Here is a 25,272-nt window from a genome sequence, read left to right on the forward strand (position 1 = left end):
GGAATGCCCGCGCTCCGTGGCACGTTGTGCAGTACGAACACGAGGAGGAGCGGTCACAGTGCTTGATCCGCAGGGTTTGTACGCATGGGAGCCGAAAGGCCTGGCCGTCGTCGACATGGCGCTGGCGCAGGAGTCGGCCGGTCTTGTCATGCTCTACCACTTCGACGGATACATCGACGCGGGTGAGACCGGCGACCAGATCGTCGACCGACTGCTCGACACGCTGCCCCACCAAGTGGTGGCCCGCTTCGATCACGACCGGCTCGTGGACTACCGGGCGCGCCGCCCGCTGCTGACGTTCAAGCGCGACCGCTGGACCGACTACGAGGTGCCCACGCTCGATGTGCGGCTCGTCCAGGACGCCACCGGAGCGCCCTTCCTGCTGCTGTCCGGACCCGAACCGGACGTCGAGTGGGAGCGCTTCGCCGCGGCCGTCCAGCAGATCATCGAGCGCCTCGGCGTACGCCTGTCCGTGAACTTCCACGGCATCCCGATGGGCGTCCCGCACACGCGTCCCGTGGGTCTCACCCCGCACGGCAACCGGAACGAACTGGTGCCTGGCCACCGCAGCCCCTTCGAGGAGGCGCAGGTCCCCGGCAGTGCCGAGTCGCTCGTCGAGTACCGCCTCATGGAGGCCGGTCACGACGTCCTGGGCGTCGCCGCGCACGTCCCCCACTACATCGCCCGCTCTCCGTACCCGGACGCCGCGCTGACCGTCCTGGAGGCCATCACGGCCGCCACCGGCCTGGTCCTGCCCGGCATCGCGCACGCGCTGCGCACGGACGCCCACCGCACCCAGACGGAGATCGACCGGCAGATCCAGGAGGGCGACGAGGACCTCGTGGCTCTGGTCCAGGGTCTTGAACACCAGTACGACGCGGCTGCGGGCGCCGAGAGCCGCGGCAACATGCTCGCGGACCCGGTCGAGATCCCGTCCGCCGACGAGATCGGCCTGGAGTTCGAGAAGTTCCTCGCCGAGCGGGAGGGCGAGGGCTGACCCCGAGGGGACCAGCCCGCGGACGACCTGTCGGTGACGTTGTCACTGGCAGGCCCTAAGCTGCCGGGCATGCTGACAGTGGGCCTGACCGGTGGCATCGGGGCCGGCAAGAGCGAGGTGTCGCGACTGCTCGTCGCGCGAGGCGCCATCCTGATCGACGCGGACCGCATCGCGCGAGAGGTCGTCGAGCCCGGGACCGAGGGTCTCGCAGCGGTCGTCGACGCCTTCGGTACGGAGGTGCTCGCCGAGGACGGCAGCCTTGACCGGCCCAGGCTGGGCTCGATCGTCTTCGCCGACCCGGAGAAGCTCGCCGTGCTCAACTCGATCGTGCACCCCCTGGTGGGCATCCGCTCCCGCGCTCTGGAAGCCGCCGCGGCGGATGACGCCGTCGTGATCCACGACGTGCCGCTGCTCGCGGAGAACGGACTCAAGTCGCTGTACGACCTCGTGATCGTCGTCGACGCGAGTCCCGATACCCAGCTCGACCGGCTGGTCCGGCTGCGCGGTATGACGGAGGACGACGCACGTGCGCGCATGGCGGCCCAGGCCACCCGCGAGAAGCGCCTGGAGATCGCGGACGTCGTCATCGACAACGACGTCCCCCTGGAGGCCCTGGATCGGCGCGTAACGGACGTATGGGCGGATCTCGTACGCAGAGCGCGGGCGGCGCGGGAATAGCGTTGGCGTGGCCGGGCGTTGAACCGCCGCAGTGAGGGAAGGACTCAGCCGTGCCCGAGACCAGCGGATGGACCGGACGTACTCCGGAGACGCATGTCATCGACTTCCGCGCGGCAGAGCGACTGCTCGCCGCGCGTGATCCCCGTGGCGCGGTGAAACTGCTTGATCCCGTGATCGCCGCGCACCCCGAGAACACGGCCGCCCGACTGCTGCGCGCGCGTGCCTTCTTCGCCGCCGCGCAACTGCGCCCCGCGGAGCTGGAGTTCACGATCGTCCTGGAGCGTGAGCCGGACAACGCGTTCGCGCACTACGCGCTCGCCCGCACCTACGAGCGCCAGCGCCGCCCCGAGCAGGCCAAGCGCCACTTCCGGCTGGCTGCGGCGCTCGACCCGAATCCGCGCTATCTGGAAGCGGCGCGCTTCGACGACTCGCAGTCCTGAGCGTCCGGCACCGGCGGGTCCGACCCCTACGGGCCCACGTGCGCGTGCGTGGTGTTCACGGGCCGCGTTGGTCCGGCGGCCGGTACGGCGGGATGCCGGGGCCCGGCTGGTAGTGCGGGCCCTGCCGGATGTGCCGGAGGATCATGGTCAGGTCGACCGTGACGACCAGCCACAGGACACCGCAGGCAACCGCCCACCCGGGGCGCCCGGCGAGCGCGAACGCGGCTGTCCCCGCGATCGCCCAGAACAGCCCCCACACGCTCAGCCACAGACGCGCCCGCAGAGCACTGCGCGCTGTCATCGGCTCACTGCCTGTACGCATCGGGACCACTGCTCCTCCCTGCAACGTACTCTTCGCTCCGGACGTTCACCAAGGACCGTCGGCCGGGCCGCCGGCCGCTGAGACGACGGGGGAGAACCACACCGTGCTGCCGGACGCCGACGACCTTCCCGAGATCCTGCTCGACCTGGCCGTACCCCATGAGGACATCAACGAACTGGTCGCACTGCGGCGACCGCTGGTCCGCGACCCCGGCGCGATGCGGCTCCTGGAGGAGTGCGTCGAGGGGCTGGTGCGGGACATGGGCGAGATCGGCGGGGCGGCACCCTGGCCGGGCGAGCGGATCGCGGAGCTGTTCACCGGGCATGCGGACCGAAGGGCCGACGGTGAGCCGGGGGCACTGGGCCGCTATTTCTCCGTGTACGTGTTCGTCGCCGCCCTTCCTCACGTACGCGCCCACCACCAGGCACTCGGGGTCCCGCCTGAGGTGTCCCGCCGTACGCTCGCCGACCTCGGGCGGAACATGGCCCTGCACCGCAGGAGGCACGGGCGGGGCGGTGTGGAGACGATGTGGTGGCTCGCCCTGCACTTTCACGGTGAGCTGTTCCAGCTGGGGCGGCTGCAGTTCCAGCGGGCGCGCGTGGGGGAGCGGACGGCGGAGCTGCTCGCCGCCACCGGTCCGGCCCCGGACGCCGATGCCATGTGTCTCAGTCTGCACATCCCGGACTTCCACGGGCCGCTGTCCCCGGCTGCCTGCGACCGGTCCCTGGCACTGGCCCGGGACTTCTTCGGGCGGCACTTCCCGGTGGAGCGGTACACGGCCGCGGTCTGTCACTCCTGGCTGCTGGACCCGCAGCTGAAGCGGTATCTGGGGGCGGACTCCAACATCGTCCGCTTTCAGGAGCGCTTCCGGATCACGGAGGAGGCGGGCGAGCCGGCCGACTCCCAGCCGGTCCAGTTCGTGTTCGGGGATCCCGACCTGCCGGTGGCCGGGCTGCCCCGGCGGACCACGGTGGAGCGGGCCGTCGGGGACCACCTGCGGGCGGGTGGCCACTGGTACATCGGGCACGGATGGTTCCCGCTGACGACGGTTTGACTCGAACGGGTGAACAGGCCGGAGGTGGGAACGGCCGTGCCGGCGTGGCCCGTTGTGCGGGCATGCGACGGGAAATGCGAGAAGGACATGAAGGCACCGGACCGGGTGCGATCACCCCGGACGGCTGCGCGGTCGAGCTCTACTCGAGGCTGCCGATCGGGGACGAGCCGGACATCATCGCCGCGGCGGTGCCCGCAGGCGCGCACATCCTGGAACTCGGCAGTGGCGTCGGACGCATGACCCACCCGCTCCTGGAGCGCGGTTTCACGGTCACGGCGGTCGACGAGTCGGCCGAGATGCTGGAGCGCGTCCGGGGAGCGCGCACGATATGCAGCCCCATCGAGGACCTCGACCTGGGTGAGAAGTTCGAGGTGGTGACGCTCGCGTCGTTCCTCGTGCACGCCGGGGACGCCGAGGTGCGGCGGGGGCTGCTGCGCACCTGCTCCCGGCACCTCGCCGAGGACGGTCATGTACTCATCCAACGCGAGGGCGCGGACTACCACACGAACCTGCCCCGCGAGCGGGTCGGCCCGAACGGGGCCACGATACGGCTGGTGTCGTCGGAGCCGGTCGGGGACGGCGTCAACTCGGTGCGCGCGGAGTACGAGTTCCCGGACGCCGTGTGGACCCAGACCTTCCTGGCCCGGCCGCTGACACCGGAGCAGTTCGAGGAGGCGCTGGGGGAAGCGGGGCTGAAGACGGACCGCTGTCTGACGGAGGACGGGGTCTGGGTGAGGGCGGTGAGTGGGTAGGAGAAGCGTGTAACGAACAGGGACACGTGGGTGAGGGGATTCTGAGGATGAGCGGCATGGTCGTGGCGGTCAGCAGCAACGGCGGGTACTCGTTCAGCAAGCCGAACCGGGACAGCGTCAGACTCCTGGCCGGGCTCGGTGTGGAGGGGGACGTGCACGCCGGGACGACCGTCAAGCACCGCTCCCGCATGGCGAGCGACCCCACGCGGCCGAATCTGCGCCAGGTCCACCTGATCCACGAGGAGCTCTTCGCAGAGGTCGGCGAGGAGGGGTTCGCGGTGGAGCCCGGGGAACTCGGCGAGAACATCACCACCCGGGACATCGATCTGCTCGCGCTTCCGGTCGGCACCCTGCTGCACATAGGCGACGACGTGGTCCTGACGGTGACCGGCCTGCGCAACCCCTGTCTGCAGATCGACAACTTCCAGGACGGGCTGCTGAAGCGCGTGGTCGGACGGGACGCCGCGGGGAACGTCGTCCGCAAGGCCGGAATCATGAGCGTCGTGCAGGAGGGAGGCGAGGTGTACCCCGGAGACATGATCAAGGTCGAACTTCCCAGCGGGCCGCACCAGGCTCTGCGCCCGGTCTGAGAAGTCCCGCCGAGCGGCGATGAGTTCTGGGCCGGCCGCCGGTCTACCTCTGTGAAAGCAACACGAACCACTTCACACAGGAGACCTCCATGTCCGAGACCACCGCTCCCGCCACGTCCCTCACCTCCGCCACATCCGACTCCACCACGGAGGTTGCCTCCACGACGGAGGTTGCCTTCACGACGGAGGTCGCCTCCGCCAGGTCCTTGTCCGCTCGCGGACGGCGCGCCCGGATCGGGCTGCGGGTGCTTCAGGTGGTTCTCGCCCTCTTCTACGGGTTCGCGAGCGCGCTGCCCAAGCTGATCGCGCACCCGTCGGCCGTCGAGTCCTTCGACAGGATGGGCTGGGGCAGCGCGGGCATGTACACCATCGGGCTGCTCGAACTGGCCGGAGCCGTCGCACTGTTGATTCCGGTGCTGGAGTCGGTGGCCGCGATGGCACTGGGCGCGCTGATGGTGGGCGCGTTCATCGTGCAGGTCGCTGTCTTCGACGGGCAGTACGCGGCGACCCCACTGATCCTCATCGTGCCGCTCGCCCTCATCGCCTGGGCCCGCCGAGGACACAACGCGGAGCTGCTGCGGCTGGTGCGGCGACGGGCGTGAGGGTGCCTCCGTACGGCCCGGGATGGCGTATGGCAAGGGGCTGTGGCATCCGGACGGGTCGTGGGGACCCGTCCGGATGCCACAGGCGCGTATGCGGGGATGTGCCGGCCGCGTCCTTGCGGACCTTGGGCGGAACGGGCTGTGGCGGCCGGCGCCTACGAGGCGTCGTCGGGTGCGGTGAGGCCCCGCAGGCGTTCCATGTCGCGGCGGTCGCGCTTCGTCGGGCGGCCCGTGCCGCGGTCGCGGATGCCGGCCGGGGCGACGGCCTCGCGGGGTGGCGGCGGCGGGCTGTTGTCCACGTAGCACTGGACGGCCACCGGAGGGCCGACCCGCTTGCGGATCAGGCGCTTCACCACGACGATCCGTTCCTGGCCGGCGTGGCGGAGGCGGACCTCGTCACCGACGCGCACGGCGTACGCGGGTTTCACACGGTCGCCGTTGACGCGGACGTGGCCACCCCGGCAGGCGGTCGCGCCCATGGAACGGGTCTTCACGAGACGTACGGACCAGATCCAGCTGTCGATACGGACGGTCTCGCCGCTCGCCGGACGGGCGGCGTCGGCCGCGTCCACCGCCGGTGAGACCGGTGAGACCGGTGAGACCGGTGGGGCCGGTGCGGTGTCGGCCGAGGTGCCGTCTTCGGTGCGCGCGCTGCCTTCGGTGTCCGCGCTCTCGGAAGCCCTGCCAGATGCCATGCCCTCGACTTTAGTACTCCGGATCGGATGGACCGGAGGGGTTTTTCCGGTCCTGGTCCTGATGCGCGGCCCTGATGCGCGGCCCTGACACTGACCCTGATGTCCGGCCCTGTCTTCGGGGGTGGTTCCGGGGGCGGCAGGCGTCCACCGCTCCACCGGGCGCCCTACCGTGGACGTATGGACATCAACGGCCCGGCCGGGCTGAGCGCGCTCGACGAGCGGATCGCCGGGTGCCGACGCTGCCCTCGGCTGGTCGCCTGGCGGGAGGAGGTCGCCCGTACCAAGCGGGCCGGTTTCGCGGACCAGGACTACTGGGGGCGACCGGTGCCGGGGTTCGGACCGGCGGATGCCCGGCTGCTGATCGTCGGGCTGGCGCCCGCCGCCCACGGCGGGAACCGGACCGGGCGGATGTTCACGGGAGACCGTTCCGGAGACGTCCTGTACGAGGCCCTGCACGAGGTGGGGCTCGCGCCCCAGGCCGGTTCGGTGAGTGTCGACGACGGGCTCGAACTGTACGGCGCACGCATCACGTCTCCCGTGCACTGCGCCCCGCCCGCCAACAAGCCGACGCCCGAGGAGCGGGACGCCTGCCGGCCGTGGCTGGTGAGCGAGCTGGAGCTGCTCCGGCCGACACTGCGGGCCGTGGTGGTGCTCGGGGCGTTCGGCTGGCAGGCGACACTGCCCGTTCTCGACGCGGCCGGCTGGAGCGTGCCGCGTCCGCGCCCCGCCTTCGGGCACGGGGCGCAGGTCACGCTCGGTGGCGGGCTGCGGCTCTTCGGCTGCTTCCATGTCAGCCAGCGCAACACCTTCACCGGCCGCCTCACGCCCGCGATGCTCCGGGACGTGCTGCGGGACGCGGCGAGCGCCGCCGGCCTGCCCCGGCAGCGGTGAGAGCAGTAGTGGTGAAGCAGAAGCGGTGAGAGCAGCCGTGGTGAAAATTGGTGCGACCGGACCCGCGCAGGCACGTTACGTTGCCCCGATGGGCCTGTATCCGGAGATCGAACCGTACGACCACGGCATGCTCGACGTCGGGGACGGCAACCGCGTCCACTGGGAGGTCTGCGGGAATCCGCGGGGCAAGCCGGCGGTGGTGCTGCACGGTGGGCCGGGGTCGGGGGCGAGCGCGCACTCGCGGCGGTACTTCGATCCGGCCGCCTACCGGATCGTGCTGCTCGACCAGCGCGGGGCCGGGCGTTCGACACCGCACGCGAGCGCGTACGACACCGATATGAGCGTCAACACGACGGGCCGCGTCCTCGCCGATCTCGAACTGTTGCGACGGCACCTGGGGATCGAGAGGTGGCTGGTGTGGGGCGTGTCGTGGGGGTCGGTGCTCGGGCTGCGGTACGCGCAGACGCATCCGGGGGTCGTGTCCGAGCTGGTGCTCACCGCCGTCGCGACCGGTTCCGACGCCGAAGTGGCCCTGCTGACCAGGGGTCTGGGAAATCTGTTCCCGGAGGCGTTCGAGAAGTTCCGTGCCGGGGTGCCCGAGGACGAGAGGGACGGGAACCTGGCCGCCGCGTACAACCGGCTGCTGGAGTCGCCCGACCCGGAGGTGCGAGAGCGCGCCGCCCGTGCGTGGACCGACTGGGAGACGGCCATGATCCCGGCACCGCCCCGTTCCGTCCCGCGATACGAGGACCCGGTGTTCCGCATGGGCTTCGCCCGGACCGTCACCCACTACTGGGGCAACGGCCACTTCCTGGGCGAGGGGAACGAGGGCGCGGAAGGCGTCGTACTGCGCGACGCGCACCGGCTCAAGAACATCCCTGGCACCCTCGTCCAGGGCAGCCTCGACCCCGGGAATCTGCTCGGCACGGTCTGGCGGCTCCATCACGCCTGGCCCGGTAGTGAGTTGATCGTCGTCGACGAGGTAGGGCACAACGCGGGGGCGCCGGGCATGGTGGACGAGCTGGTGGCGGCCACGGATCGGTACGCCGCCCGTGGCTGAGCCGGCTGCACGAGCTGGAGTTCCATGGCCGATGGCCGATGGCCGATGGTCTTCGGTCGATGGGGTGGGGGTGGCCGGCGGAGTGAGGACGGTGGTTCGTCCGGTGGGCCGGTGGGCGCCGGTGGGGTGATCTTGGCGCGGCTCGGTGGCGCTGTGCGCGGTGCCGGCCGGTGGTGACCGCAGACTCCGGGGAGGTCGGATCGTCGTCGCCCGCGCGGACCGTCGGCGACGGGAACGGAGTCGCCCGTGCCCAGGTTGCGCGGATCGCTCAGGACGCCCATGTGGCTGCCGAGAGCACTCGTCGTCGTACTGCTCGTGGGGGGCTGTTGTGCGGGGGCGCTGGGGGCGGGTGCCGAGGTTGCCCGTCGGACGGGGCCGGGTGCGGGTGCGCCCGCCGGTTCCGGGGAGCACGCGGGTGGGCGTGAAGGGGCGGCCTTCGAGCCGCTGTGGGTGGACCCCCGGTCGCGTGCGGCGCGCCAGGCCGCCGAGTGGCGACTCGCGGGGCGTGAGGCGGACGCCGAGCTGATGGACCGTATCGCGAGCCGCCCCCAGGCCGAGTGGGTGACCGGGGCGAGCCCCCGGCCCGTCGTCCAGGCGGTCACCACGGCCGCGGCACGCGGCGGGCGGACGGCTGTGCTCGTGGCGTACGACATTCCTGGCCGGGACTGCGGGCAGTACTCCGGCGGCGGTGCCCTGGACGAACTGGACTACCGCGCCTGGGTGGACGAGTTCGCGGCGGGCCTCGGTGACCGGGGCGCCTATGTGATCGTCGAACCGGACGCCGTCGCCCAGATGGTCGCGGGCTGCGCACAGGTCGACGCGGAGGAGCGGTACGCGCTGCTCGCCTACGCCGTCGAGCGGATCAAACGGCAGCCGCACGCGCGCGTGTATCTCGACGCGGGCAACTCCGGCTGGATTCCGCAGCCGGCGCGGCTGGTCGACGCGTTGCGGGCGGCGGGGGTGGGACAGGCGGACGGGTTCTCCCTGAACGTCGCCAACTTCCAGACCGACCAGGACAGTTCGGCCTACGGTGACGCGCTGTCGAGGGCCCTCGGCGGCAAGCACTACGTCGTGGACACCAGCCGCAACGGCAACGGCCCCTACACCGGTACCGACCCGGATGCCGAGTCGTGGTGCAATCCGCCGGGACGGGCCCTGGGGGCACCTCCCACGACGGTCACCGGCCGTCCGCGGCTCGACGCCCAGCTGTGGATCAAACGGCCGGGCGAGTCCGACGGCACCTGCCGGGGAGGCCCGCCGGCCGGGCAGTGGTGGCCGTCGTACGCCCTCGAACTCGCCCGCAACGCGCGGTCGTGAGCGGGCCCGGGCCGGCCCTGCCGGGCCCCTGTGCGCGCTACGGCTGCCAGACGTACCGCACGTCAGGCTCCCGCTCCTCGTTCCCGCTGCCGTCCGTGTGCTCGACGGCGACGAAGCCGTGGCGTTCGTAGAAGCGGTGGGCGGGCTTGTTGACCTGGAAGGTCCACAGGGTCAGTCCGCCCGGGCTGCGCTCCTTCGCGAGGGAGAGGCAGAGGTCACCGATGCCGTGTCCACGCCAGTCCGGGAGCAGGTACAGCTGCGACACCTCGTCACCGGCGAGCACCATCACGCCGACGATTTCGTCCGTGGACGGTGCCTCCGCGACCCAGGTCTCGCGGTGCGGCACCACCACGTCCCGGAAGTAGTCGCGGACCTCGTCGTCGGACCGCGGCCAGCTGACGGTCGGCAGGGCGGCGGCTCTGGACCGCAGCAGTACGTCGGCCGCGGCACCGGCGTCGTCGGCTGCCGCACGGCGGAGAGTGATCTTCGGGCTGGGTGACGAAGGGGAGGACACGAGGGCGGAGCCTGTCAGAGGTGCGGTGCCGAACGCACCTGATTTACCGGATTCCAGCGCGCCCGGCGGACTCCGAGTCCGCCTCCGGCTCCGGGCGGCGGCCGTCGGCGTGATCTCCGCCAACCGCCCCGGGTGGCCGGATCACCTGTCCCGCCTGTCGCACGGGGTTTTCCCGGATGCGGCGGAGGCGTGTCAGCCGAGTCAGGCGTGTCAGGCGTGGTGCGGGTGGGACGACCGGCGGTACAGGCCGGTCAGTCGCCAGCCGTCGTCGCGGGCCATCTGCTCGAAGACCTCGATCTTCCGCGCGAGCCCCTCCGGGGCGCCGATGTCGCACCAGCGGCCCGCGACCGCCTCGGCCCACTCCTCACTCCCTCTCACCAACGGCAGCCCGCGCACGGCGAGATGCATAGCGAGTGTCGACCGCGCGTAGTACCGGACGGCGTTCAGCTCGTCGCGGGTACGGGCGTACTGCTCGGTCTCCCGCAGCCGCAGCCGCAGCCGCAGCCGCCCGTCGACGGCATCGGCGACGAGCAGTGGGACCATGACACCGGGCGCGCACCCATCAGGATCCGCCACCAGGAACGTCAACTCGCCCTCGCTGTCCGTGACTTCGTACCGGGGCAGGTACGACAGCCGGGCGAGCCCGAGCGCGTCCTTCCACGACGTCACCCACAGGCCCCGGTTGAGGTAGTAGCGGACACTCCGCTGCCAGGTCCAGCGCGTGTCGAGGCGGAAGCCGTGCAGGCTCTCGGCGCGGCACGCCTCGTACACCGTGTCCAGCGTCGCCGCGGCGAGGCCGCGCCGCCGGGCAACGGGATGGACGTACAGCGACGAGACGCGCAGCGAACCCACGCCGCTCGGCCAGGTGTCCACGGCGACGGTTCCGAGCGGTCCCCTCGGCCGTCCGCCTTCCCTGTCCTCGGCAGGGTCCCGGATCCAGTACCTCCTGCAGTAGCCGTCGTCGTGTTCGTACTCCCGTCCGGACGCCCCCAGCCGGAGGCGTAACCGCTTCTCGTACAAGGCCGTGATCGAGTCGGGGTCGGCGCACTCGCCGAGGGCGCCCTCGGCGAGTGAGGCCAGGTCCCAGCGTGCGAACCGCTGTCCATCGGCAGGCCCGACCGGGCTCAGGCCGGGGCACTCCGACAGGCGTTCGTGCACACGCAGGGCGAGATCGTCTTCCATGGCCGGAGCGTAGGGACGTCGGTGGTGCGCCCGTCCGGCCCGGGAGGGGATCTCACCTGCGGATTCACCTTCCCGGCGGACCCGCTCATTGGTCGCGCGTCCGCCTCTCGCACTCCTGTTCAAGTGGTGGGTACGCCTCGCCGATGGCCGCGCAGATCCGTCGGTGGAGCAGTTCCGCGGCCTCGGCCCGGCCGGAGTCCCGCTCGCCTCCCGGCAGGCCGTCCAGGAGCTGCTCGTAATGACTCATGCGGTGTCGCAGGTAGTCGACCTTCCAGGGAGTCAGAGAGGCACGGCCGGCGTGGCCCGTGTCCGGCGCGGAGTCGCCGTCGTCCGGCTCGGTCGGGCCGCCGGCCGCCGCCTCCTGTCGAGCCCGGTGTTCCACCGCCCGCAGGGCCAGCTTGCCCGGGTCCAGGCGCGGTACCTCGATCGGCTCGGTCCTGATCCGCTCCAGGACCTCCGACCGCCGGCGCTGTACGGCGTTCCGCACTGCCGCCGACCGCCGCGCCGAGGATTCCGACATCCTGCGGAACCCGTCGGTCCGCTCGGCCGCCGTGACCCGCTCGACGCGGTACAGCCGGACCTGAGGCGCCGCCCTGAGCCGCGGATTGACGCTCAGGCGGTCCGGTGTCCCGAGCAGCCGGTGCACCATTCCGCCGGTCCACCCGCGAGCCCGCAGTCCCGCCAGGGAGACGTACCGCTGCCCGTCCTCTTCGTAGCCCCCAGTGCTCTGACAGTCCTGAGGTTCCTGGCCGTCCTCGTAGCTCTGATCACCGGCATGGCAAACCATGGCCACCTCCCCCGTAGCTCGGTCGTGACGCTCTGTGACGACATCTCCCATTGAAGCGCCCGCCACTGACAATCGCCCGGGCCGCCCTGGAGCGGGGAGCCGAACGGTTCGTTCTCGGACGGGCCGGAGGATGCCCGGCGTTGCGTTCATAAAGAACCCGGGTTTCCCGTCGACCGTCACCTCCCCGAAATAATCGCGCCCCATCTCCTCCACCGACCCGATCTACCGTGGTCACCACAGCCCGGCCGACGTCGCCCGAAGGCATCGCACCCCCGCCCTCGTCCGACAGGAGCCCTGTGTCACGCCCCAGCAGTACGCGCCCGCGTTTCGCCCTGCCGCCCTGGCTCGCCCACGCGCTGCGTGCCCAGCGCGGGCCCGTGCCGTGGAACGCGGTCGTCCGGGGTGCGCTGGCCGCCGGGCCGTTGCTGCTGGCCGGAGTGCTGGCGGACCGCACCTCCCTGGGTGTCGTCGCCGCGCTCGGTGCCATGCTCGCCGGGATCAACGACCGGCCGGGCAGCCGGCGTTCCTCCGTCAGGCGGCTCGGCGTGCCCGCGTCGGCCGGGGCCCTCGGGCTGGTCGTCGGGACGTACGCGGGCCAGCAGTTGGGAGCCGTGCCGCTGACCCTTCTCCTCACCGTGCTCGGGCTCTTTGCGGGCGGTATCAGCGCCATCGGGCCGGTGGCGTCCGGCGCCGGTACGCAACTGCTCGTCGCCGCCGCCATCGGGGCCGGGATGCCGTTGCCCGAGCCGGGCTGGCAGCGGGCGCTGTCCTTCGTCGCGGGCGCAGGCTGGCTGCTCGCCCTGCGGCTCGCGCTGCCCACCCCCGGTGCCGGCGCCGGTGACTTCCGGTTCGACGGGGAACGTACCGCCGTCGCAGCCGTGTACGACGCCGTCGCCGACCTCCTCGACGCCGCCGGTACGGACGAGGCGGGCGCCCGGCGGGTCGCCCTCACCGCCGCGCTCGACCACGCCCAGGACGCCCTGGGCGGACCCCGGCTCCGCCAGTACTCCAGTTCCAGGGACGAGCGGCGGCTGCGCACCCAGTACGCCGCCGCGCTGCCCCTCGCCGAGGCGGCGACCGCCCTCGCCTGGGCCGGGGACGCCCTCCACGCGCGCGTGGCGGAAGGTCCCCGGCGTCTGGCCGTCGCCGTAAGGACCAACACGCACACCGGGCCGCTGCCCGCCCCCGCCCGTTCCGCGCCGGGGCTGCGCGCCCTCGACGACGCGCTGCTGCACGCCGCCGACGCCTTCGACCGGGGCGGCGACACGCACGACCTGCACACGCGGCGCCGTACCGTCATGGCCCTGCTCCGGACGGCCGTCGACTCCGGCGGGCGCGAGTACGGGCTGCGGGTCGCGCTCTGCTTCGGGGCCGGGGCCGCCGTCGCGCAGGCCACGCACCACGCCCACTGGTACTGGATCCCGGCCACCGCCGTCTTCCTCGTCAAGCCCGACCTGGGGCCGCTCGTCTCGCGCGTCCTGTGCCGGGCGGCGGGGACCGTCCTCGGGGCCGTTGTCTTCGCCGGGTTCGCCGCCGTGCTGCCCCGGCCCGAGGGGCTCGTCGCGCTCGTCGCCGTGAGCGGTGCGCTGATCCCGGTCGCCACCCGGCACTTCGCCGCCCAGACCGCCGTCGTGACCGTGCTCGTGCTCGCACTGGTGATGGTGGGCGGCGAGCCCCAGGCCTCCTGGAGCCGGATCCTCGAAACGCTGGTCGCCTGCGCTCTCGTACTCATCGTCGGACATCTGCCGATGCCCGGGCAGCGCGGCGGGGGCGTGCGGGCGCGGCTGGCGCGGGCCGCCGAGGCCGCGCAGGCGTACCTCCAGCATGTGATGAGCGGCTCGGACGACCGGCACGCGCGCTGGATGCTGCGCCGCGAGGCCTATCGTGCACTCGCCGAGGCCCGTACCGCCATCGCGCACTCCGCGGCCGAACTGCCCGCGCTGGCACGGCACACCGAGGGGACGGAGGAGGTCGCCGCCACCCTCGAACGACTTGTCGACACGGCGACCGCCTGTGCCGTGCACCTCGACGACACCGGACGCCTCAGCCCCCTGCACACCGAGCACCTCACCGAACTCCTGGACGAACTCGCCGAGCGGCGCGAGCGCGCCGGGCTGCGGACGCGTGTCCCGCGCGCGGGTGACGCGCCCCTCGCGGGCTGAGGGCGGTTCCGCGTCGGCCGGGTCAGTCGACGCGTACCCATACCGGCGCGTGGTCCGAGCCCGGTGCGTCGCGTCGGGCCTCCGGATCCGGGCCGACCGACGGGAGGGCGGGCGCCCCGCTCCCCGGCAGGCCCGTGCCCGCCTCCGTCGCGCGGTGGACCAGACTGTGGCTCAGAAGGATGTGGTCGATCAGTTCGCGGCGGCCCGAGTTGATCCGCGAGTAGCGCTGTCCGGCCGGAATGAGCGGGGCCACGTCCCACAGGCGCGTCGCGTCGCCCTTGTCGTCGTGGTCGTAACCGGGCGTGCCGATCTCCGAACCGGGCGGGCCGAGCAGGATCTGGGTGGTCGCCGCCTGCACCTCGTCGTTCAGATCGCCCAGGACCAGAACGTCCCGCGTACGGCCCTCGCCGGCCAGCAGGTCGTCCGCGAGGGCCCGCAGCGCGGTCGCCTCGGCGGTCCGCCGGTACAGGGCGTACGCGCCGAAGCGGGCCCGTTCGCCCTCGTCGCGGGGCTGGAAGCGGCCGTTCGGATACGACAGCAGCTTCGACTTCAGATGGGCGACGGCCGCCCGCAACGGCACGCCCTCGATACCGGCCTCCACCGCCAGGAAACCGCGGCCCGCCGCGGAGACCTCCAGGCCCGAGTCGTCCACCTGCACCGGAGCCAGCTTCACCGGAAACGCGTTCGTGTCGGCGAGCACCTCGAACGACCCTCGGCCGAGAAAACCGACCCGGATGCCCCGGTTGTCGGGAAACCGCGAGGTCGCGACGGTCCAGCCGCTGCCCAGCAGGCCGACCAGATCGTCCAGCGCCTCGGTGTCGCCGACCTCCTGGACGGCGAGCAACGTCGGGTCGAGTTCCGTGATCACGGCGGCGAGGGCGGCGAGTTTCGCCTCGTACGCCGTGTCGTCCTTCGGGCCGGACGGGTCGCCCGGGCGGTAGAGGTTCTCCAGGTTCCAGGTGGCGACGAGCATGCCGGCTCCCCCTCAAGTCCCAGCAGGCACCGCGAGTTCAGCGGTGATGCGTCCAGCGTGCCCGCGCCGCCATCCCCGGCGACAGGGCTGCGCCGGGATGCGCGGTTCACGTCACCCATGGGCACGACCGCGCCGTACGGTGGCCGCATGACGCCTTCTCCCGCTGCTCCCGCGGATCTCGTCATCACCGGTTGCACCGCCCTCCTCCACGCCGACGCCGACGGACAGGTCGAGTTCGCCGAGGACGCCTCGATCGCCGTACGGGGAGGGATCATCGAGGCGATCGGGGTGGGCGTCGAACTCCCGTACGCCGTCGAACGCATCGACGCACGCGGGCAGTTGGCCATGCCGGGGCTCATCAACTGCCATACGCACGCCCCGATGGTCGCGCTGCGCGGGATCGCCGAGGACCTGCCCACGGAGGAGTGGTTCAACGACGTCGTGTGGCCGATCGAGTCCAACCTCACCGACATCGACGTGGAGTTGGGCGCGCGGCTCGCCTGTGCCGAGATGATCCGCGGTGGTGTCACCTGCTTCGCCGACCACTACTTCTCGATGGACACCGTCGCCGCGGTGGTCGAGGAGTGCGGGATCCGGGCGCATCTGGGAGAGGCGTACTTCTCCTCGCAGGGTCCCGGAGGGCGTGAGAGGTCACTGGAGTTCGCGCTGCGGCACCGGGGCGGCGCCGACGGCCGCATCACCACCGCCCTCGCCCCGCACGCCCCGTACACCGTCGACGACGCCGACCTGGCCGCCACCGCCGGCCTCGCCCGCGAACACGGCCTGCCCGTGCACATCCACGCCGCCGAGAACCGCGACCAGACCGACAGCAGCCTCGCCCGGCACGGCCTCACCCCGATCGAGGTCCTGGCCCGCACCGGCGTCCTGGCCGGTGACCTCGACGTGCTCATCGCGCACGGCACCGGCATCATCGAGCGCGACCTCCCCGTCCTGGAGCGCGGAGGCGGACGTACGGCCGTGGCGACCGCGCCCCGCGGATACCTCAGGTTCGCCTGGCCCACCACCACGCCGGTACGCGCCCTGCGCGAGATCGGTGTCCCCGTGGGGCTCGCCACCGACGGCGCCGCCTCCAACGGCTCGCTCGACGTGTGGGAGTCGATGGCGCTGACCTCGCTGATCCAGAAGTCGACCGAGGGCGACCCCCGCTGGCTGACCTCCCGGCAGGCACTGCATCACGCCACGCTGCAGAGCGCGCGGGCGGTGGGACTCGGCGAGCGGATCGGCAGCCTGGCGCCGGGCCGGAAGGCCGACATCATCCTCGTGGACCTCACCGGGCCGCACACCCAGCCCGTGCACGACCTCGCCGCCACCCTCGTCCACAGCGCCCGCGCCTCGGACGTCCGTACGACGATCGTCGACGGCCGCGTCCTGATGCGCGACCGTGAACTGCTGACCCTCGACGTGCCGGGAGTCGTCCGGGAACTGGGGGAGCGGCTGCCCGCGCTCGTCGACCGGAGCCACGGCAGGCGGATCCAGGAGTACGACGCCTGAAGTCCTTCCGCCGGCGACCGATGAGTTTCGCGTGCTCCGCCGGTCCACCCCTGAGAACGGACCGTTCCACAACGGGGCATGGAGGGGCGATGACACTTCCGCGGATCGTTTCGCGCGACGAGTGGCGGGCGGCACGCGAGGCGTTGCTGGTCAAGGAGGAGATCGTCACGCGCGCGCGTGACGCGCTGGGCGCCGAGCGGCGCGAGCTGCCCATGGTCGAGGTCGACGCGGAGTACGTGTTCGAGGGCGGCGACGGCAAGGCGACCCTGCTCGACCTCTTCGAGGGCCGCCGCCTGCTCGTGGTCCACCACTTCATGTTCGCTCCCGGGTGGGAGGAGGGCTGCCCCGGCTGCTCGGAGTTCCTCGACAACGTCGGTCACCTGGCGCACCTGTGGGCCCGCGACGCGTCGTTCGCCGTCGTGTCCCGGGCGCCGTACACGCGGATCCTGCCGTTCAAGGCGCGGATGGGGTGGACGGTGCCCTGGTACTCGTCGTACGGCAACGACTTCAACCGCGACTTCCTGGTGACGTCCGGCAGCGGGGAGGAGGCCGTCGAACGGTCCGGCGTGAGCTGCTTCCTGCGCGACCGTGACCAGGTCTTCCACACGTACTCGGCGTACGGACGCGGCCTGGACGGCCTCGGCTCGGCGGTCGGCTTCCTGGACCTGATGCCCCTGGGCGCGCCGGAGGACGGCGAACGCGTGCGCCATCACGACGCGTACGACTACTGATACGTGAAGTGACAAAAGAGGCGTAAGGGATGTAACAGGATGAGCTCATCCTCACATCCGGCGGTGAACGAGTGTCAAGTACGTCTCAGTACGGTCACCGGGCGAGGCCCTTTCCCCATGATGAGCGTTTAACTCTATGAGTTCAGCGCTACATGGAGGTGCAGGGTGAACGGGCGAAAGGTGCTCGAACGCTTTCCCGCCGGGGGACCGCGTGGTTCCTGGCCCGCCGAGGAGTTCGCGCAGGCGCGGCGCCTCGAAGGTCAGCCCGCGGAGGTCGTCATGGATCTCGCGACGGACACGTTCCTCGTGATCGTCCGGGGCGGAGCGATGGGGGAGTGAGGCGGTCGCCGGGCCCCTCGTGAGGGGGTTCAGGCGCTGATCGGCCTCGACCACGTCGGAATCGTCCCCGTCACCTGGCACAGGGCGAGGTAGAGGGGTATCGGCGGGGTGTAGGGGAGGGTGTCGTGCGGGCGGTGCAGCAGGGGCGGGACCCGCGGGGCGCCGAGGATCACCGCTCCCGTGGAGTAGTGCGCCGGGGCGGGCCACTCCAGGGCGTAGTCGGAGTCGGCGGGGACGAGCCACCACCAGTGGCCGACGTCCGCGTACACACAGCCCACGCGCGGCAGCCGGGGAAGTATCTGGGGGCCGAAGCGGGCGGGTACCGCCACCGCGTCACAGCCCAGGGGGGCGGTCATGCCGTCCGGTATCGGCAGGCGCAGGGAGTTTCCCGGGTGGGGCGGACTGTGCAGACCGCGCTTCACGCGCACCAGCGTGTCCAGGCTGACGACCCGGCCCCCCGCGGACGAACCCCTTACACCCATTCGGCCTCTGTCCCCGTCCCCGTTGTCGCGTGCCCCTGAAACCGGTGGCGCCCGTGGTGTCCGTGGTGCGCCTGTGTGCCGTCGGCGGGCTCCGGTTCCGGGTCGCCGGCCGTGCCGGGCCGGGGTGGTGGCGCGCCCCAGCCGAGGTCTCCTCGGGCCGCCGTGCCGTCGTGGGCGTCGGCGCCCGCGTCGGCCGCCCGGGCGAGTTCCGCCCAGACCAGCAGGCCGGGGCCGTGTTCCTGGGCGCCCCAGGCCCTGCACATGGCCTCGACGAGGAGCAGCCCCCTCCCCTGCTCGTCGTCGGGGCGCTGCGGCGACTGATGCGGCACACCGGGTGCGCAGCCCTCGTCACGCACGGCTATGCGCACCAGGTCGGCGCCGTCGTGCAGCTCGCAGACTATGTGGCTGCTCGCGGTGTGCACGATGGCGTTGGTGACCAGTTCGGTGACGACCAGGGCCGCCGTGTCGCAGGTGTCCTCGCAGACCGACCAGCCCGTGAGCCTGGCACGCGTCAGGCGGCGGGCCTGCGCGGGCGAGCCCGGATGGGCGGCCAGCTCGAAGCGGAACCGGCGCTCGTCCGCCGTGCCGGGGCGCAGCGGGGCTGCGGACCCGGGACCGGAGCGGTCCGCGGCGGCGTCTGTTCCTAAGGGCGGGGACGGAATCACGCTTGCCACTATCTCCCCGCCGTGAACACTTGGCAAGTGTCACTCTGAAAAATGCAGAGTGCGGTGTGACGGAGTGGAACGGCGTGGCACACTGCTCGCAACAGCACGCGGAGCGGCGCCAGTTGGGACTTTCGGCAGGTTTTCGAATAAACCTTCGAACGGAATCCCGGTGGCGCCGCCGGGCTGTCAGGAATCTTCACCGGCGTCCGCCGGTACTCGATGGAGGTGGAGCGTGAGCGAACCGCGGTCCGCGCCGACGGTCGGACAGGTCGTCCTCGGCCGGCGCCTGTTGGACCTGCGGGAGCGTGCGGGCCTGCGGCGCGAGGAGGCCGCGCGCATCCTCCGGGTCGCCCCCGCCACCGTCCGCCGTATGGAGATGGCCGAGGTCACGCTCAAGATCCCCTACCTCCAGCTCCTCCTGAAGTCGTACGGCGTCTCGGACGAGGAGTCCGAGGCGTTCGTCCAGCTGGCCGAGGACGCCAATCTGCCCGGGTGGTGGCAGCGGTTCCACGACGTGCTGCCCGGCTGGTTCTCCATGCACGTCAGCCTGGAGGGCGCGGCGAGCCTCATCCGCCAGTACGAGCCCCACTTCGTCCCCGGACTGCTTCAGACCGAGGAGTACGCCCTTGGTGTCCTGAAATCGGGCGCCATCGGCCAGACCAGACCCGAGGACATCGAACGCCATGTCGCGCTGCGCATGGAACGCCAGGGACTGCTCACCCGGGAGGGCGCGCCCCGGCTGTGGGTCGTGATGGACGAGACCGTTCTGCGCCGCCCGGTGGGTGGCCCGGAGGTGATGCGTGCGCAGATCGACAGAATGCTCGACGCCACGGACCTGCCCAATGTGACGCTCCAGGTCGCCCCCTTCTCCGCGGGGCCGCACCCGGGTACGTACGGGCCGTTCGTGCTGTTCCGTTTTGCCGTGCCGGAACTCCCGGACATGGTCTACAGCGAGTACCTGACCGGCGCCGTCTATCTGGACTCGCGCACCGAGGTGGCAACCCACCTGGAGGTCATGGACCGCATGGCGGCTCAGTCCGCTACAGCACATCGCACGAAGGAGATCCTCCGGGATCTCCGCAAGGAGCTCTGAATCTCTGCATGGATCGCATGACGTCCAAGGCCCGGATACGCCACGAGCGAATCAATGAGCTGACCACTGAACGGGTCACCGAGCGGGCGAGCGCCCGCATCTACAACGGCATGCCCGCCGGTGAACTGGGCAGCGAGGGCTGGCACAAGCCGTGGAGCGGCGGCAACGGCGGCAACTGCCTGGAGGCGATGAAGCTCGCCGACGGCCGGATCGCCGTACGCCAGTCCACCGACCCGGACGGTCCGGCGCTGATCTACACCACCGCCGAGATGCTCGCCTTCATCGAGGGCGCCAAGGCGGGGGAGGCCGACTTCCTGCTCTCCTGAGGTCCGGTTCCGGCCGTTCCTGTGGCGCCGGATCCGTTGTGTTCAGTCGATTCCCCCGACTTGGTTAATTTGGTGCTCAGTTGATCACTTGCCACGCCAGACGCCGAAAAGACTTACGGAGTTCCCCATGACCGGGCAGCACCCCATCGAGATGGACACCAGCAGGCCTCATCCCGCGCGCATGTACGACTGGTACCTGGGCGGCAAGGACAACTACCCGGTCGACGAGGCGATGGGCCGGCAGATGCTCGCCCTCGACCCGCGCGTCCCGGTGATGGCGAAGGTCAACCGTGCCTTCATGCAGCGCGCCACACGCTGGCTGGCCGGGCACGGCGTCCGTCAGTTCCTGGACGTCGGCACCGGCATCCCGACCGAGCCGAACCTCCATCAGATCGCCCAGGAGATCGCGCCCGACGCGCGGGTCGTCTACTGCGACAACGACCCCATCGTGCTGGCCCACGCGGCGGCCCTGCTGCGCGGTACGGAGGAGGGGGTCACCGAGTACCTCCAGGCCGATGTGCGCGACCCGGACGCCATCGTCGAGGGCGCGAAGAAGGTCCTGGACTTCGACCGGCCCGTCGCGCTCTCCCTCGTCGCCCTGCTGCACTTCATCTCCGACGAGGACGGCGCGCACGACCTGGTCGGCCGCCTGCTGGCCGCCCTGCCCGCCGGCAGCTACCTGGTGATGACCCACGCGACCGCCGACTTCTCCCCGGAGGAGTCGGCCGCCGCGACGGCGAAGCTCAAGGCCGCGGGCGTCACCCTCGCCCTGCGCTCCCGCACCGAGTTCGCCCGCTTCTTCGACGGCCTCGACCTGATCGAGCCCGGCGTCGAGGTGGTCGACAAGTGGCACCCCGAGCTGGGCGAACCGATCCCGGGCCAGGAGGACGGCGTTATTCCGGGCTACGGTGCGGTGGGCCGCACGTCCTGACCGCGGACCGCGGACGGCGGACCTACGGGGCGGGATTCACGTGCTACGGGTTCACAGCCACGACCACATGCGTCGCGGCGCGTCGACCAGCCGGCTGACCGCCACCACCGCGAGCGGCGGCTGCTCCGCCTTCTGCCGGCCCAGGCTCAGCGCGTAGTAGATCTGCTCGATCGACGGCGGTCCGACCGCGAGGTTGGCCCGGACCGCCGACGACGGCGACTGCTTGTCGGCCTGGACGAGATACGCCGCCGCCATCGTCCCCGTACGGCCCACGCCCGCGCCGCAGTGCACGAACACCGGCCCGGACGACGAGGCGACGACATCGAGGAACCGCTGCACCTGCCGCGTCGTGGGCGTCTGTCCGTCACGGATCGGCAGGTGTACGACGTTCAGGCCGGCCTTGGCCGGTTCCGCGAGCTGGGCCGCGCTCAGGTCCTCGGCGCGCAGATCGACGACGGTGGTGATGCCGAGGCCCGCCAGCGCTCGGTAGCCGGCGGGCGAGGGCGCTGCCCCGCGCCACAACCGCCCCTGGGAGTCGACGCGTTGGAAGTGGTGGACGCCCTGGACCGTACGGGTCCCCGGCGGTGCCGGCGTCTCCTCGCCGACCCAGTGCGACACGGCCAGGATGCCGAGCGCGCCCGTGGCCCAGAGGGCGAGATAGCCGATGGCCAATCTGCCGAGGATCCGCAGGACGCGCCGGACCACAGGGCGGGTGGGCAGCGGGAGCGAAGGCGGGGGAGCGGTGATGACAGCCATGGGTGACCCGGGTGGTTGGGGGACGGGAGCGCGTTCGTACGTTCATGCAGGGGACGAGACCGCTTTTGCATCGTAACCCGGGCCACTGACAGCCAATTCGTTATGTGACGTACACCTCTATTTTGCCCGATATGAGGCGATATATTCCTTTCAGTGGGTTTTCAGTCGTCATCGGCGTCCGCGTCCCCGATGCCCACGACGGTGAGGTGGGCGCGGTCGAGGGCGGTGTCCTCCAGGCAGCCGCGCAACCGCATCCGGTCGTGGTCGGTGAGCGCGGGCCGCACCACGCCGGCGAAGACGCCGTCGCCGAGGTCGCCGAGGGTCGCGCGGTTGAGCGGCACGGAGGTGGAGTCCCGGCACTGTTCCCAGACCTGGTGCGCGGCGAGGGAGCGCCGTTCGTCCGAGATGAGGCTGCCGCTGCCGCGCAGGTCGACCTGGACGAGGACGGAGGTCGCCGCGCTGTCGTTCGCCTTCTCCTCGCGGGTCTCGGTGAGGTCGGCGAGCCCGACGACGAGCGCGCCGAGCAGCGCGACCCCGACCACGCCGACGGCTGTCGCCCGCACGACCTGGCCCGGTGACCGCCGGCCGCCCGCCGGGGGCAGGTCCTCCAGGTCGGTGTCGGCGGCCGGATCGGGCGCGGCCAGGACGGCCAGACGTCCGGCGAGCCGCCGCTCGGCGGGCTTGGCGGTGACCGACGCGATCCGCTGCACCACCCAGGCGAGCCCGGACAGCACCACACCGGTGACCATCAGCACGGGCACGAAGACGTACGTACGTTCTGCCGGCTCGTCCAGCCAGCGGAACCGTCCGGCGCTCTGCCGTACCGGCGTCTCCCGCAGCCGGGCCAGGACGTCCTGCTGCCTCCGGCCGCTCTCGCGTACCTGGTCCTGGGTCTCGCGCACCTGCTCCTCGATCCGCGAGAGCCGCCCGACCAGTGTGATCCCGAGCAGCATCACCTCGACGACGAGGAGCAGCACACCGCACAGGACGGCCCGCTGCCACTGCCACCGGTAGAGATAGATGACGACGTAGGTACCCGCCCCGGCCGCTGCCAGCCATCCGAACAGGTATGCGATGCGCCTCATCGTCCGTCCTCCGTCCCGGTCTCGTCGCCGGCGAGCACGTCGCCGTTGGTGCCGTCGACAGTGACGCGCGTGCCCGGCGGGAACCGGTGCACGGCGTCCGCCGCGCCCACGACCGTGGGCAGCCCGAACTCCCTTGCCAGCACGGCGAGATGGGACAGCGGACTGCCGGTCTGCGCGACCAGGCCGGTGAGCCCGGGCAACAGCGGGGCGAGGGCGGGATCGAGGGTGCGGACGACGAGCACCGCGTCCGGCGGCGGGGTACCGGCGCCGTCCCAGACGGTCCCGGCGGCCCGGCCGCCGGACACACCCCGGCCGCCGTCGCCCGCTGGACCGGCGCTCCGCTCGGCGACCACGGTCCCGTCCCCGGCGACCCGGAAGGCGTCCGGCAGCGGGGCGGACGCGGGCAGCGGCTGCCTCTCCCGCACATCCGCGGGCAGTGGCCCGCCCTCCAGCGCGGTCATGAACTCCGGCCACCGCAGCAGCCCGACCCGGGCACCGTCGTCCAGCCCTCCGCGCACGACCAGCCTGCGCGCCCCCTCCCGGACGAGCCGCACCTGCAACTCCTGCACCCACCGCACGCGGAGCCGGAGCGCCTCCCGAGTCGGAAGCACGGGGGCGGTGGCGGTGGGCCCGTCGGCGGGATGCCGGAACGGCCGTATGACGGTGACGGTCGCCGTGCGCCCGTGTTCGCCCTGGCCGGGGCGGTCACCCGCGCGCGGGTCACCGCCCGTACTGTCGACGCCGCCCTCCTGCGCCTGTGCCCGCGCCGGTACCGGAAGCCGGATCCGCCCGCGCAGGCTGGGTGCCGTGAGGGCCAGGACGACCGGCTCGGCGGTCACGACGCGCTCGTCGGGCAGCCCCCGGGCGCGGGCTTCCGCGAGCGCGGCCAGGGCGGCACCGGCCGCCGTACGGCTGCCACCGGCCCTGTTCACCGGGTTCTCGTGCAGCAGCGCGCCGGCCAGCGCCTCCTGGGCGTGCAGCGCGACCAGCGTCGTACGCGTCCAGCGCAGCGTCGACGCCAGTCCCGCCGACGGGATGTCGGCGGGCGGCCGGGTCTCGGCCAGACGGCGGTCGACGTCCGCCACGAGGTCGACGGCGAGCCCGGGCAGCGCCGAGGTCAGCCGTCCCGTCCGCCAGGCCGCGGCGAGCCGGCGTCCGCCCGGCGCCGGGTTGAGCAGCGCGAGCCAGCGGTGCCGGGGCGGGGCGGCGCCGAGCAGCAGCAGGTCCGCTGCGGCCCGTCCGCCGACCGCCGTTACCACCGGCACGGCACGCAGCCGACGACGTGGCGCGGTGCCGCCGATGTCGAGCGCGGCGGCGAGCCCGCGGGCCATCGGGGCCACCCACAGGTCCTCTTCCAGGGGCTCCAGCTGATCCGGCAGGCTCTCCGCGACCGGGTCGGGGCCCAGCAGCCGTGCTTCACGCGGCGGCCGGGCGGCCATCGCGGTGATCGGTCGGCTCTGGAACAGCCACAGTCGTCCGTGGTCGTCGAACCCGAACTCGATGTCCTGCGGCCCGCCGAAGACCTCGCGGGCGCTTCGTGCGAGGCGGGCCAGCCGACGCAGTTCGAATGGGCCGAGGAGCGGCTCGGCGTCCGCCGGTTCCGTACGCAGCACGCGGCCCCGGAGGCTCAACCAGTAGTCGGTTCCGGCCTGTTCTCCGCCGACCAGGCTGTCGGGGCCGCCGCGCACCGCGCTCACCAGCATCCGGTCGGCGCGCCCCTCGACGGGATCGGCGCCGAACATCACCCCTCCCACGCGCGCGGTCAGCATCGGCTGGACCAGCACCGCCATCGGCGCGGGGGGCTCACCGGGCCGGTGCGCGGAGTCGAGCACGGTCCGTACCGCCGTACGGAAGCCGGCCCAGCCGCGTACGTCGAGCACGGATGCGAACCGGCCCGCCAGGGAGGACTCCTGGGTGTCCTCCTGCGGTGACGAGGACCGGACGACGAGTGGGCGCTCACCGCCGTCGGAGAGCGCGTTCCAGGCCTCGCGCAGCGCGGACCAGCCGCTGGACAGGCTGTCGTGCGGGTCGTCGGCCTCGGGAGCGGGGTGCGTGATGACGAATCCGGGCAGCACCGGCAGTCCGGCCCCGGCCGCGCGGGCGAGGTTCGCGGCCTTGGAGCCGGCGAGCAGGGGAAGGGCGGCGTCGGGCTGGTCCAGCGGGACGGGTTCCCTGCCGTGTGCCCCGACCGTGTCGCGGCCGTGCACCGCGAGCGCGTTCAGGACCGCCCCGCCGCGGGGGTCGTCCCCGTCGCGCGCGCCTTCTCCGTGACGTTCATCGAGCGTCGTCATAGGACACCCTCCAGGACCGGCCGCCAACAGGGGGGACGCGTAGGG

General features: G+C 72.1%; 28 protein-coding genes. 17 read left to right on the forward strand and 11 right to left on the reverse strand.

Features of this window, described 5'->3' with window-relative positions; translation table 11 throughout:
* Positions 1-58: 58 nt before the first annotated feature.
* The 3 genes from OG595_RS32820 to OG595_RS32830 all read left to right on the forward strand — a co-directional run bounded on the left by OG595_RS32820 (position 59) and on the right by OG595_RS32830 (position 2,115).
* Positions 59-997, forward strand: coding sequence for a PAC2 family protein (locus OG595_RS32820; RefSeq protein ID WP_329278340.1), 939 nt, complete (start codon positions 59-61; stop codon positions 995-997).
* Positions 998-1,066: 69 nt separating this feature from the next.
* On the forward strand, positions 1,067-1,675 hold the full coding sequence (coaE, locus tag OG595_RS32825; protein ID WP_329278342.1) for a dephospho-CoA kinase: 609 nt from the start codon (positions 1,067-1,069) through the stop codon (positions 1,673-1,675).
* A 50-nt stretch (positions 1,676-1,725) separates the two neighbouring features.
* Positions 1,726-2,115, forward strand: a complete 390-nt coding sequence (locus tag OG595_RS32830) for a tetratricopeptide repeat protein (RefSeq protein WP_055533923.1) — start codon at positions 1,726-1,728, stop codon at positions 2,113-2,115.
* Positions 2,116-2,170: 55 nt separating this feature from the next.
* Here the strand turns inward: OG595_RS32830 and OG595_RS32835 are convergent, their stop codons facing one another.
* A complete protein-coding gene (locus tag OG595_RS32835; protein ID WP_329278347.1) occupies positions 2,171-2,437 on the reverse strand; it encodes a DUF6343 family protein in 267 nt (88 codons plus the stop codon).
* A 103-nt stretch (positions 2,438-2,540) separates the two neighbouring features.
* Here OG595_RS32835 and OG595_RS32840 point away from each other — a divergent pair, with 103 nt between their 5' ends.
* The 4 genes from OG595_RS32840 to OG595_RS32855 all read left to right on the forward strand — a co-directional run bounded on the left by OG595_RS32840 (position 2,541) and on the right by OG595_RS32855 (position 5,435).
* The gene (locus OG595_RS32840; protein ID WP_329278350.1) at positions 2,541-3,491 is read left to right on the forward strand and encodes an acyltransferase domain-containing protein; all 951 of its coding nucleotides are present in this window, start codon (positions 2,541-2,543) and stop codon (positions 3,489-3,491) included.
* Positions 3,492-3,565: 74 nt separating this feature from the next.
* Positions 3,566-4,243 carry a class I SAM-dependent methyltransferase gene (locus tag OG595_RS32845; RefSeq protein ID WP_329278352.1) on the forward strand — a complete coding sequence of 226 codons (678 nt, stop codon included), beginning with the start codon at positions 3,566-3,568 and terminating at the stop codon, positions 4,241-4,243.
* 47 nt (positions 4,244-4,290) lie between these two features.
* Positions 4,291-4,833, forward strand: a complete 543-nt coding sequence (locus OG595_RS32850) for an MOSC domain-containing protein (RefSeq protein WP_329278354.1) — start codon at positions 4,291-4,293, stop codon at positions 4,831-4,833.
* 89 nt (positions 4,834-4,922) lie between these two features.
* Positions 4,923-5,435, forward strand: coding sequence for a DoxX family protein (locus tag OG595_RS32855; RefSeq protein WP_329278356.1), 513 nt, complete (start codon positions 4,923-4,925; stop codon positions 5,433-5,435).
* Positions 5,436-5,590: 155 nt separating this feature from the next.
* Here the strand turns inward: OG595_RS32855 and OG595_RS32860 are convergent, their stop codons facing one another.
* Positions 5,591-6,130, reverse strand: coding sequence for an RNA-binding S4 domain-containing protein (locus tag OG595_RS32860; RefSeq protein ID WP_329278357.1), 540 nt, complete (start codon positions 6,128-6,130; stop codon positions 5,591-5,593).
* Between the two features lie 177 nt (positions 6,131-6,307).
* On the opposite strand from OG595_RS32860, the gene OG595_RS32865 reads away from it, so the two are divergent.
* The 3 genes from OG595_RS32865 (at position 6,308) to OG595_RS32875 (ending at position 9,398) form a co-directional block, all read left to right on the forward strand.
* Complete coding sequence (locus OG595_RS32865; protein WP_329278358.1) at positions 6,308-7,021, forward strand: uracil-DNA glycosylase; 714 nt, start codon at positions 6,308-6,310, stop codon at positions 7,019-7,021.
* 88 nt (positions 7,022-7,109) lie between these two features.
* Positions 7,110-8,081 (forward strand): prolyl aminopeptidase, encoded by a 972-nt coding sequence (gene pip / locus OG595_RS32870; RefSeq protein ID WP_329278360.1) that lies wholly within the window; start codon positions 7,110-7,112, stop codon positions 8,079-8,081.
* A gap of 279 nt (positions 8,082-8,360) precedes the next feature.
* Positions 8,361-9,398: a glycoside hydrolase family 6 protein gene (locus tag OG595_RS32875; protein ID WP_443073375.1), complete on the forward strand. Its 1,038-nt coding sequence runs from the start codon at positions 8,361-8,363 to the stop codon at positions 9,396-9,398.
* 37 nt (positions 9,399-9,435) lie between these two features.
* Here OG595_RS32875 and OG595_RS32880 read toward each other — a convergent pair whose 3' ends face one another.
* The 3 genes from OG595_RS32880 to OG595_RS32890 form a co-directional block, all read right to left on the reverse strand.
* Positions 9,436-9,912: a GNAT family N-acetyltransferase gene (locus OG595_RS32880; RefSeq protein WP_329278363.1), complete on the reverse strand. Its 477-nt coding sequence runs from the start codon at positions 9,910-9,912 to the stop codon at positions 9,436-9,438.
* Between the two features lie 210 nt (positions 9,913-10,122).
* The gene (locus OG595_RS32885; RefSeq protein ID WP_329278364.1) at positions 10,123-11,094 is read right to left on the reverse strand and encodes a GNAT family N-acetyltransferase; all 972 of its coding nucleotides are present in this window, start codon (positions 11,092-11,094) and stop codon (positions 10,123-10,125) included.
* Positions 11,095-11,179: 85 nt separating this feature from the next.
* Positions 11,180-11,881, reverse strand: a complete 702-nt coding sequence (locus OG595_RS32890; RefSeq protein ID WP_329278366.1) for a hypothetical protein — start codon at positions 11,879-11,881, stop codon at positions 11,180-11,182.
* Between the two features lie 296 nt (positions 11,882-12,177).
* On the opposite strand from OG595_RS32890, the gene OG595_RS32895 reads away from it, so the two are divergent.
* Positions 12,178-14,043 (forward strand): FUSC family protein, encoded by a 1,866-nt coding sequence (locus OG595_RS32895; RefSeq protein ID WP_329278368.1) that lies wholly within the window; start codon positions 12,178-12,180, stop codon positions 14,041-14,043.
* Between the two features lie 22 nt (positions 14,044-14,065).
* Here the strand turns inward: OG595_RS32895 and OG595_RS32900 are convergent, their stop codons facing one another.
* On the reverse strand, positions 14,066-15,016 hold the full coding sequence (locus OG595_RS32900; protein ID WP_329278370.1) for an endonuclease/exonuclease/phosphatase family protein: 951 nt from the start codon (positions 15,014-15,016) through the stop codon (positions 14,066-14,068).
* 147 nt (positions 15,017-15,163) lie between these two features.
* On the opposite strand from OG595_RS32900, the gene OG595_RS32905 reads away from it, so the two are divergent.
* The 3 genes from OG595_RS32905 (at position 15,164) to OG595_RS32915 (ending at position 17,598) form a co-directional block, all read left to right on the forward strand.
* Positions 15,164-16,528, forward strand: coding sequence for an amidohydrolase (locus tag OG595_RS32905; RefSeq protein WP_329278373.1), 1,365 nt, complete (start codon positions 15,164-15,166; stop codon positions 16,526-16,528).
* Between the two features lie 89 nt (positions 16,529-16,617).
* Positions 16,618-17,259, forward strand: coding sequence for a DUF899 domain-containing protein (locus OG595_RS32910; protein ID WP_329278375.1), 642 nt, complete (start codon positions 16,618-16,620; stop codon positions 17,257-17,259).
* A gap of 165 nt (positions 17,260-17,424) precedes the next feature.
* Entirely contained in the window at positions 17,425-17,598 is a 174-nt protein-coding gene (locus OG595_RS32915) for a hypothetical protein (protein ID WP_329278376.1), read from the forward strand.
* Between the two features lie 29 nt (positions 17,599-17,627).
* Here OG595_RS32915 and OG595_RS32920 read toward each other — a convergent pair whose 3' ends face one another.
* Together OG595_RS32920 and OG595_RS32925 are read right to left on the reverse strand one after the other, a co-directional pair.
* Positions 17,628-18,080 carry a hypothetical protein gene (locus OG595_RS32920; protein WP_329278377.1) on the reverse strand — a complete coding sequence of 151 codons (453 nt, stop codon included), beginning with the start codon at positions 18,078-18,080 and terminating at the stop codon, positions 17,628-17,630.
* Positions 18,071-18,754, reverse strand: a complete 684-nt coding sequence (locus OG595_RS32925; RefSeq protein ID WP_329278378.1) for an ATP-binding protein — start codon at positions 18,752-18,754, stop codon at positions 18,071-18,073. Before OG595_RS32925 ends, OG595_RS32920 begins: the two co-directional genes overlap by 10 nt.
* A gap of 223 nt (positions 18,755-18,977) precedes the next feature.
* On the opposite strand from OG595_RS32925, the gene OG595_RS32930 reads away from it, so the two are divergent.
* From OG595_RS32930 to OG595_RS32940, 3 genes are all read left to right on the forward strand, one after another.
* Positions 18,978-19,838 (forward strand): helix-turn-helix domain-containing protein, encoded by an 861-nt coding sequence (locus OG595_RS32930; protein WP_329278381.1) that lies wholly within the window; start codon positions 18,978-18,980, stop codon positions 19,836-19,838.
* 110 nt (positions 19,839-19,948) lie between these two features.
* Positions 19,949-20,164, forward strand: a complete 216-nt coding sequence (locus OG595_RS32935) for a DUF397 domain-containing protein (protein WP_055525969.1) — start codon at positions 19,949-19,951, stop codon at positions 20,162-20,164.
* Between the two features lie 127 nt (positions 20,165-20,291).
* Positions 20,292-21,095 (forward strand): SAM-dependent methyltransferase, encoded by an 804-nt coding sequence (locus OG595_RS32940; RefSeq protein WP_329278383.1) that lies wholly within the window; start codon positions 20,292-20,294, stop codon positions 21,093-21,095.
* 51 nt (positions 21,096-21,146) lie between these two features.
* On the opposite strand, the gene OG595_RS32945 is transcribed toward OG595_RS32940, so the two are convergent.
* The 3 genes from OG595_RS32945 to OG595_RS32955 form a co-directional block, all read right to left on the reverse strand.
* Positions 21,147-21,851, reverse strand: a complete 705-nt coding sequence (locus tag OG595_RS32945) for a fused DSP-PTPase phosphatase/NAD kinase-like protein (RefSeq protein WP_329278385.1) — start codon at positions 21,849-21,851, stop codon at positions 21,147-21,149.
* 161 nt (positions 21,852-22,012) lie between these two features.
* Entirely contained in the window at positions 22,013-22,936 is a 924-nt protein-coding gene (locus OG595_RS32950) for a hypothetical protein (RefSeq protein ID WP_329278387.1), read from the reverse strand.
* Positions 22,933-25,227, reverse strand: coding sequence for a PEP/pyruvate-binding domain-containing protein (locus OG595_RS32955; RefSeq protein WP_329278388.1), 2,295 nt, complete (start codon positions 25,225-25,227; stop codon positions 22,933-22,935). Before OG595_RS32955 ends, OG595_RS32950 begins: the two co-directional genes overlap by 4 nt.
* Between the last annotated feature and the right edge of the window lie 45 nt (positions 25,228-25,272).

Source organism: Streptomyces sp. NBC_01451 (genome assembly GCF_036227485.1).
GTDB lineage: Bacteria > Actinomycetota > Actinomycetes > Streptomycetales > Streptomycetaceae > Streptomyces.

Coding starts and splice junctions, on each gene's coding strand:
- coaE (WP_329278342.1), top strand. CDS start 1,067: ATGCTGACAGTGGGCCTGACCGGTGGCATCGGGGCCGGCAAGAGCGAG.
- OG595_RS32835 (WP_329278347.1), bottom strand. CDS start 2,437: ATGCGTACAGGCAGTGAGCCGATGACAGCGCGCAGTGCTCTGCGGGCG.
- OG595_RS32845 (WP_329278352.1), top strand. CDS start 3,566: ATGCGAGAAGGACATGAAGGCACCGGACCGGGTGCGATCACCCCGGAC.
- OG595_RS32850 (WP_329278354.1), top strand. CDS start 4,291: ATGAGCGGCATGGTCGTGGCGGTCAGCAGCAACGGCGGGTACTCGTTC.
- OG595_RS32855 (WP_329278356.1), top strand. CDS start 4,923: ATGTCCGAGACCACCGCTCCCGCCACGTCCCTCACCTCCGCCACATCC.
- OG595_RS32860 (WP_329278357.1), bottom strand. CDS start 6,130: ATGGCATCTGGCAGGGCTTCCGAGAGCGCGGACACCGAAGGCAGCGCG.
- OG595_RS32865 (WP_329278358.1), top strand. CDS start 6,308: ATGGACATCAACGGCCCGGCCGGGCTGAGCGCGCTCGACGAGCGGATC.
- pip (WP_329278360.1), top strand. CDS start 7,110: ATGGGCCTGTATCCGGAGATCGAACCGTACGACCACGGCATGCTCGAC.
- OG595_RS32875 (WP_443073375.1), top strand. CDS start 8,361: ATGTGGCTGCCGAGAGCACTCGTCGTCGTACTGCTCGTGGGGGGCTGT.
- OG595_RS32885 (WP_329278364.1), bottom strand. CDS start 11,094: ATGGAAGACGATCTCGCCCTGCGTGTGCACGAACGCCTGTCGGAGTGC.
- OG595_RS32890 (WP_329278366.1), bottom strand. CDS start 11,881: ATGGTTTGCCATGCCGGTGATCAGAGCTACGAGGACGGCCAGGAACCT.
- OG595_RS32900 (WP_329278370.1), bottom strand. CDS start 15,016: ATGCTCGTCGCCACCTGGAACCTGGAGAACCTCTACCGCCCGGGCGAC.
- OG595_RS32905 (WP_329278373.1), top strand. CDS start 15,164: ATGACGCCTTCTCCCGCTGCTCCCGCGGATCTCGTCATCACCGGTTGC.
- OG595_RS32910 (WP_329278375.1), top strand. CDS start 16,618: ATGACACTTCCGCGGATCGTTTCGCGCGACGAGTGGCGGGCGGCACGC.
- OG595_RS32920 (WP_329278377.1), bottom strand. CDS start 18,080: ATGGGTGTAAGGGGTTCGTCCGCGGGGGGCCGGGTCGTCAGCCTGGAC.
- OG595_RS32935 (WP_055525969.1), top strand. CDS start 19,949: ATGCCCGCCGGTGAACTGGGCAGCGAGGGCTGGCACAAGCCGTGGAGC.
- OG595_RS32940 (WP_329278383.1), top strand. CDS start 20,292: ATGACCGGGCAGCACCCCATCGAGATGGACACCAGCAGGCCTCATCCC.
- OG595_RS32945 (WP_329278385.1), bottom strand. CDS start 21,851: ATGGCTGTCATCACCGCTCCCCCGCCTTCGCTCCCGCTGCCCACCCGC.
- OG595_RS32950 (WP_329278387.1), bottom strand. CDS start 22,936: ATGAGGCGCATCGCATACCTGTTCGGATGGCTGGCAGCGGCCGGGGCG.
- OG595_RS32955 (WP_329278388.1), bottom strand. CDS start 25,227: ATGACGACGCTCGATGAACGTCACGGAGAAGGCGCGCGCGACGGGGAC.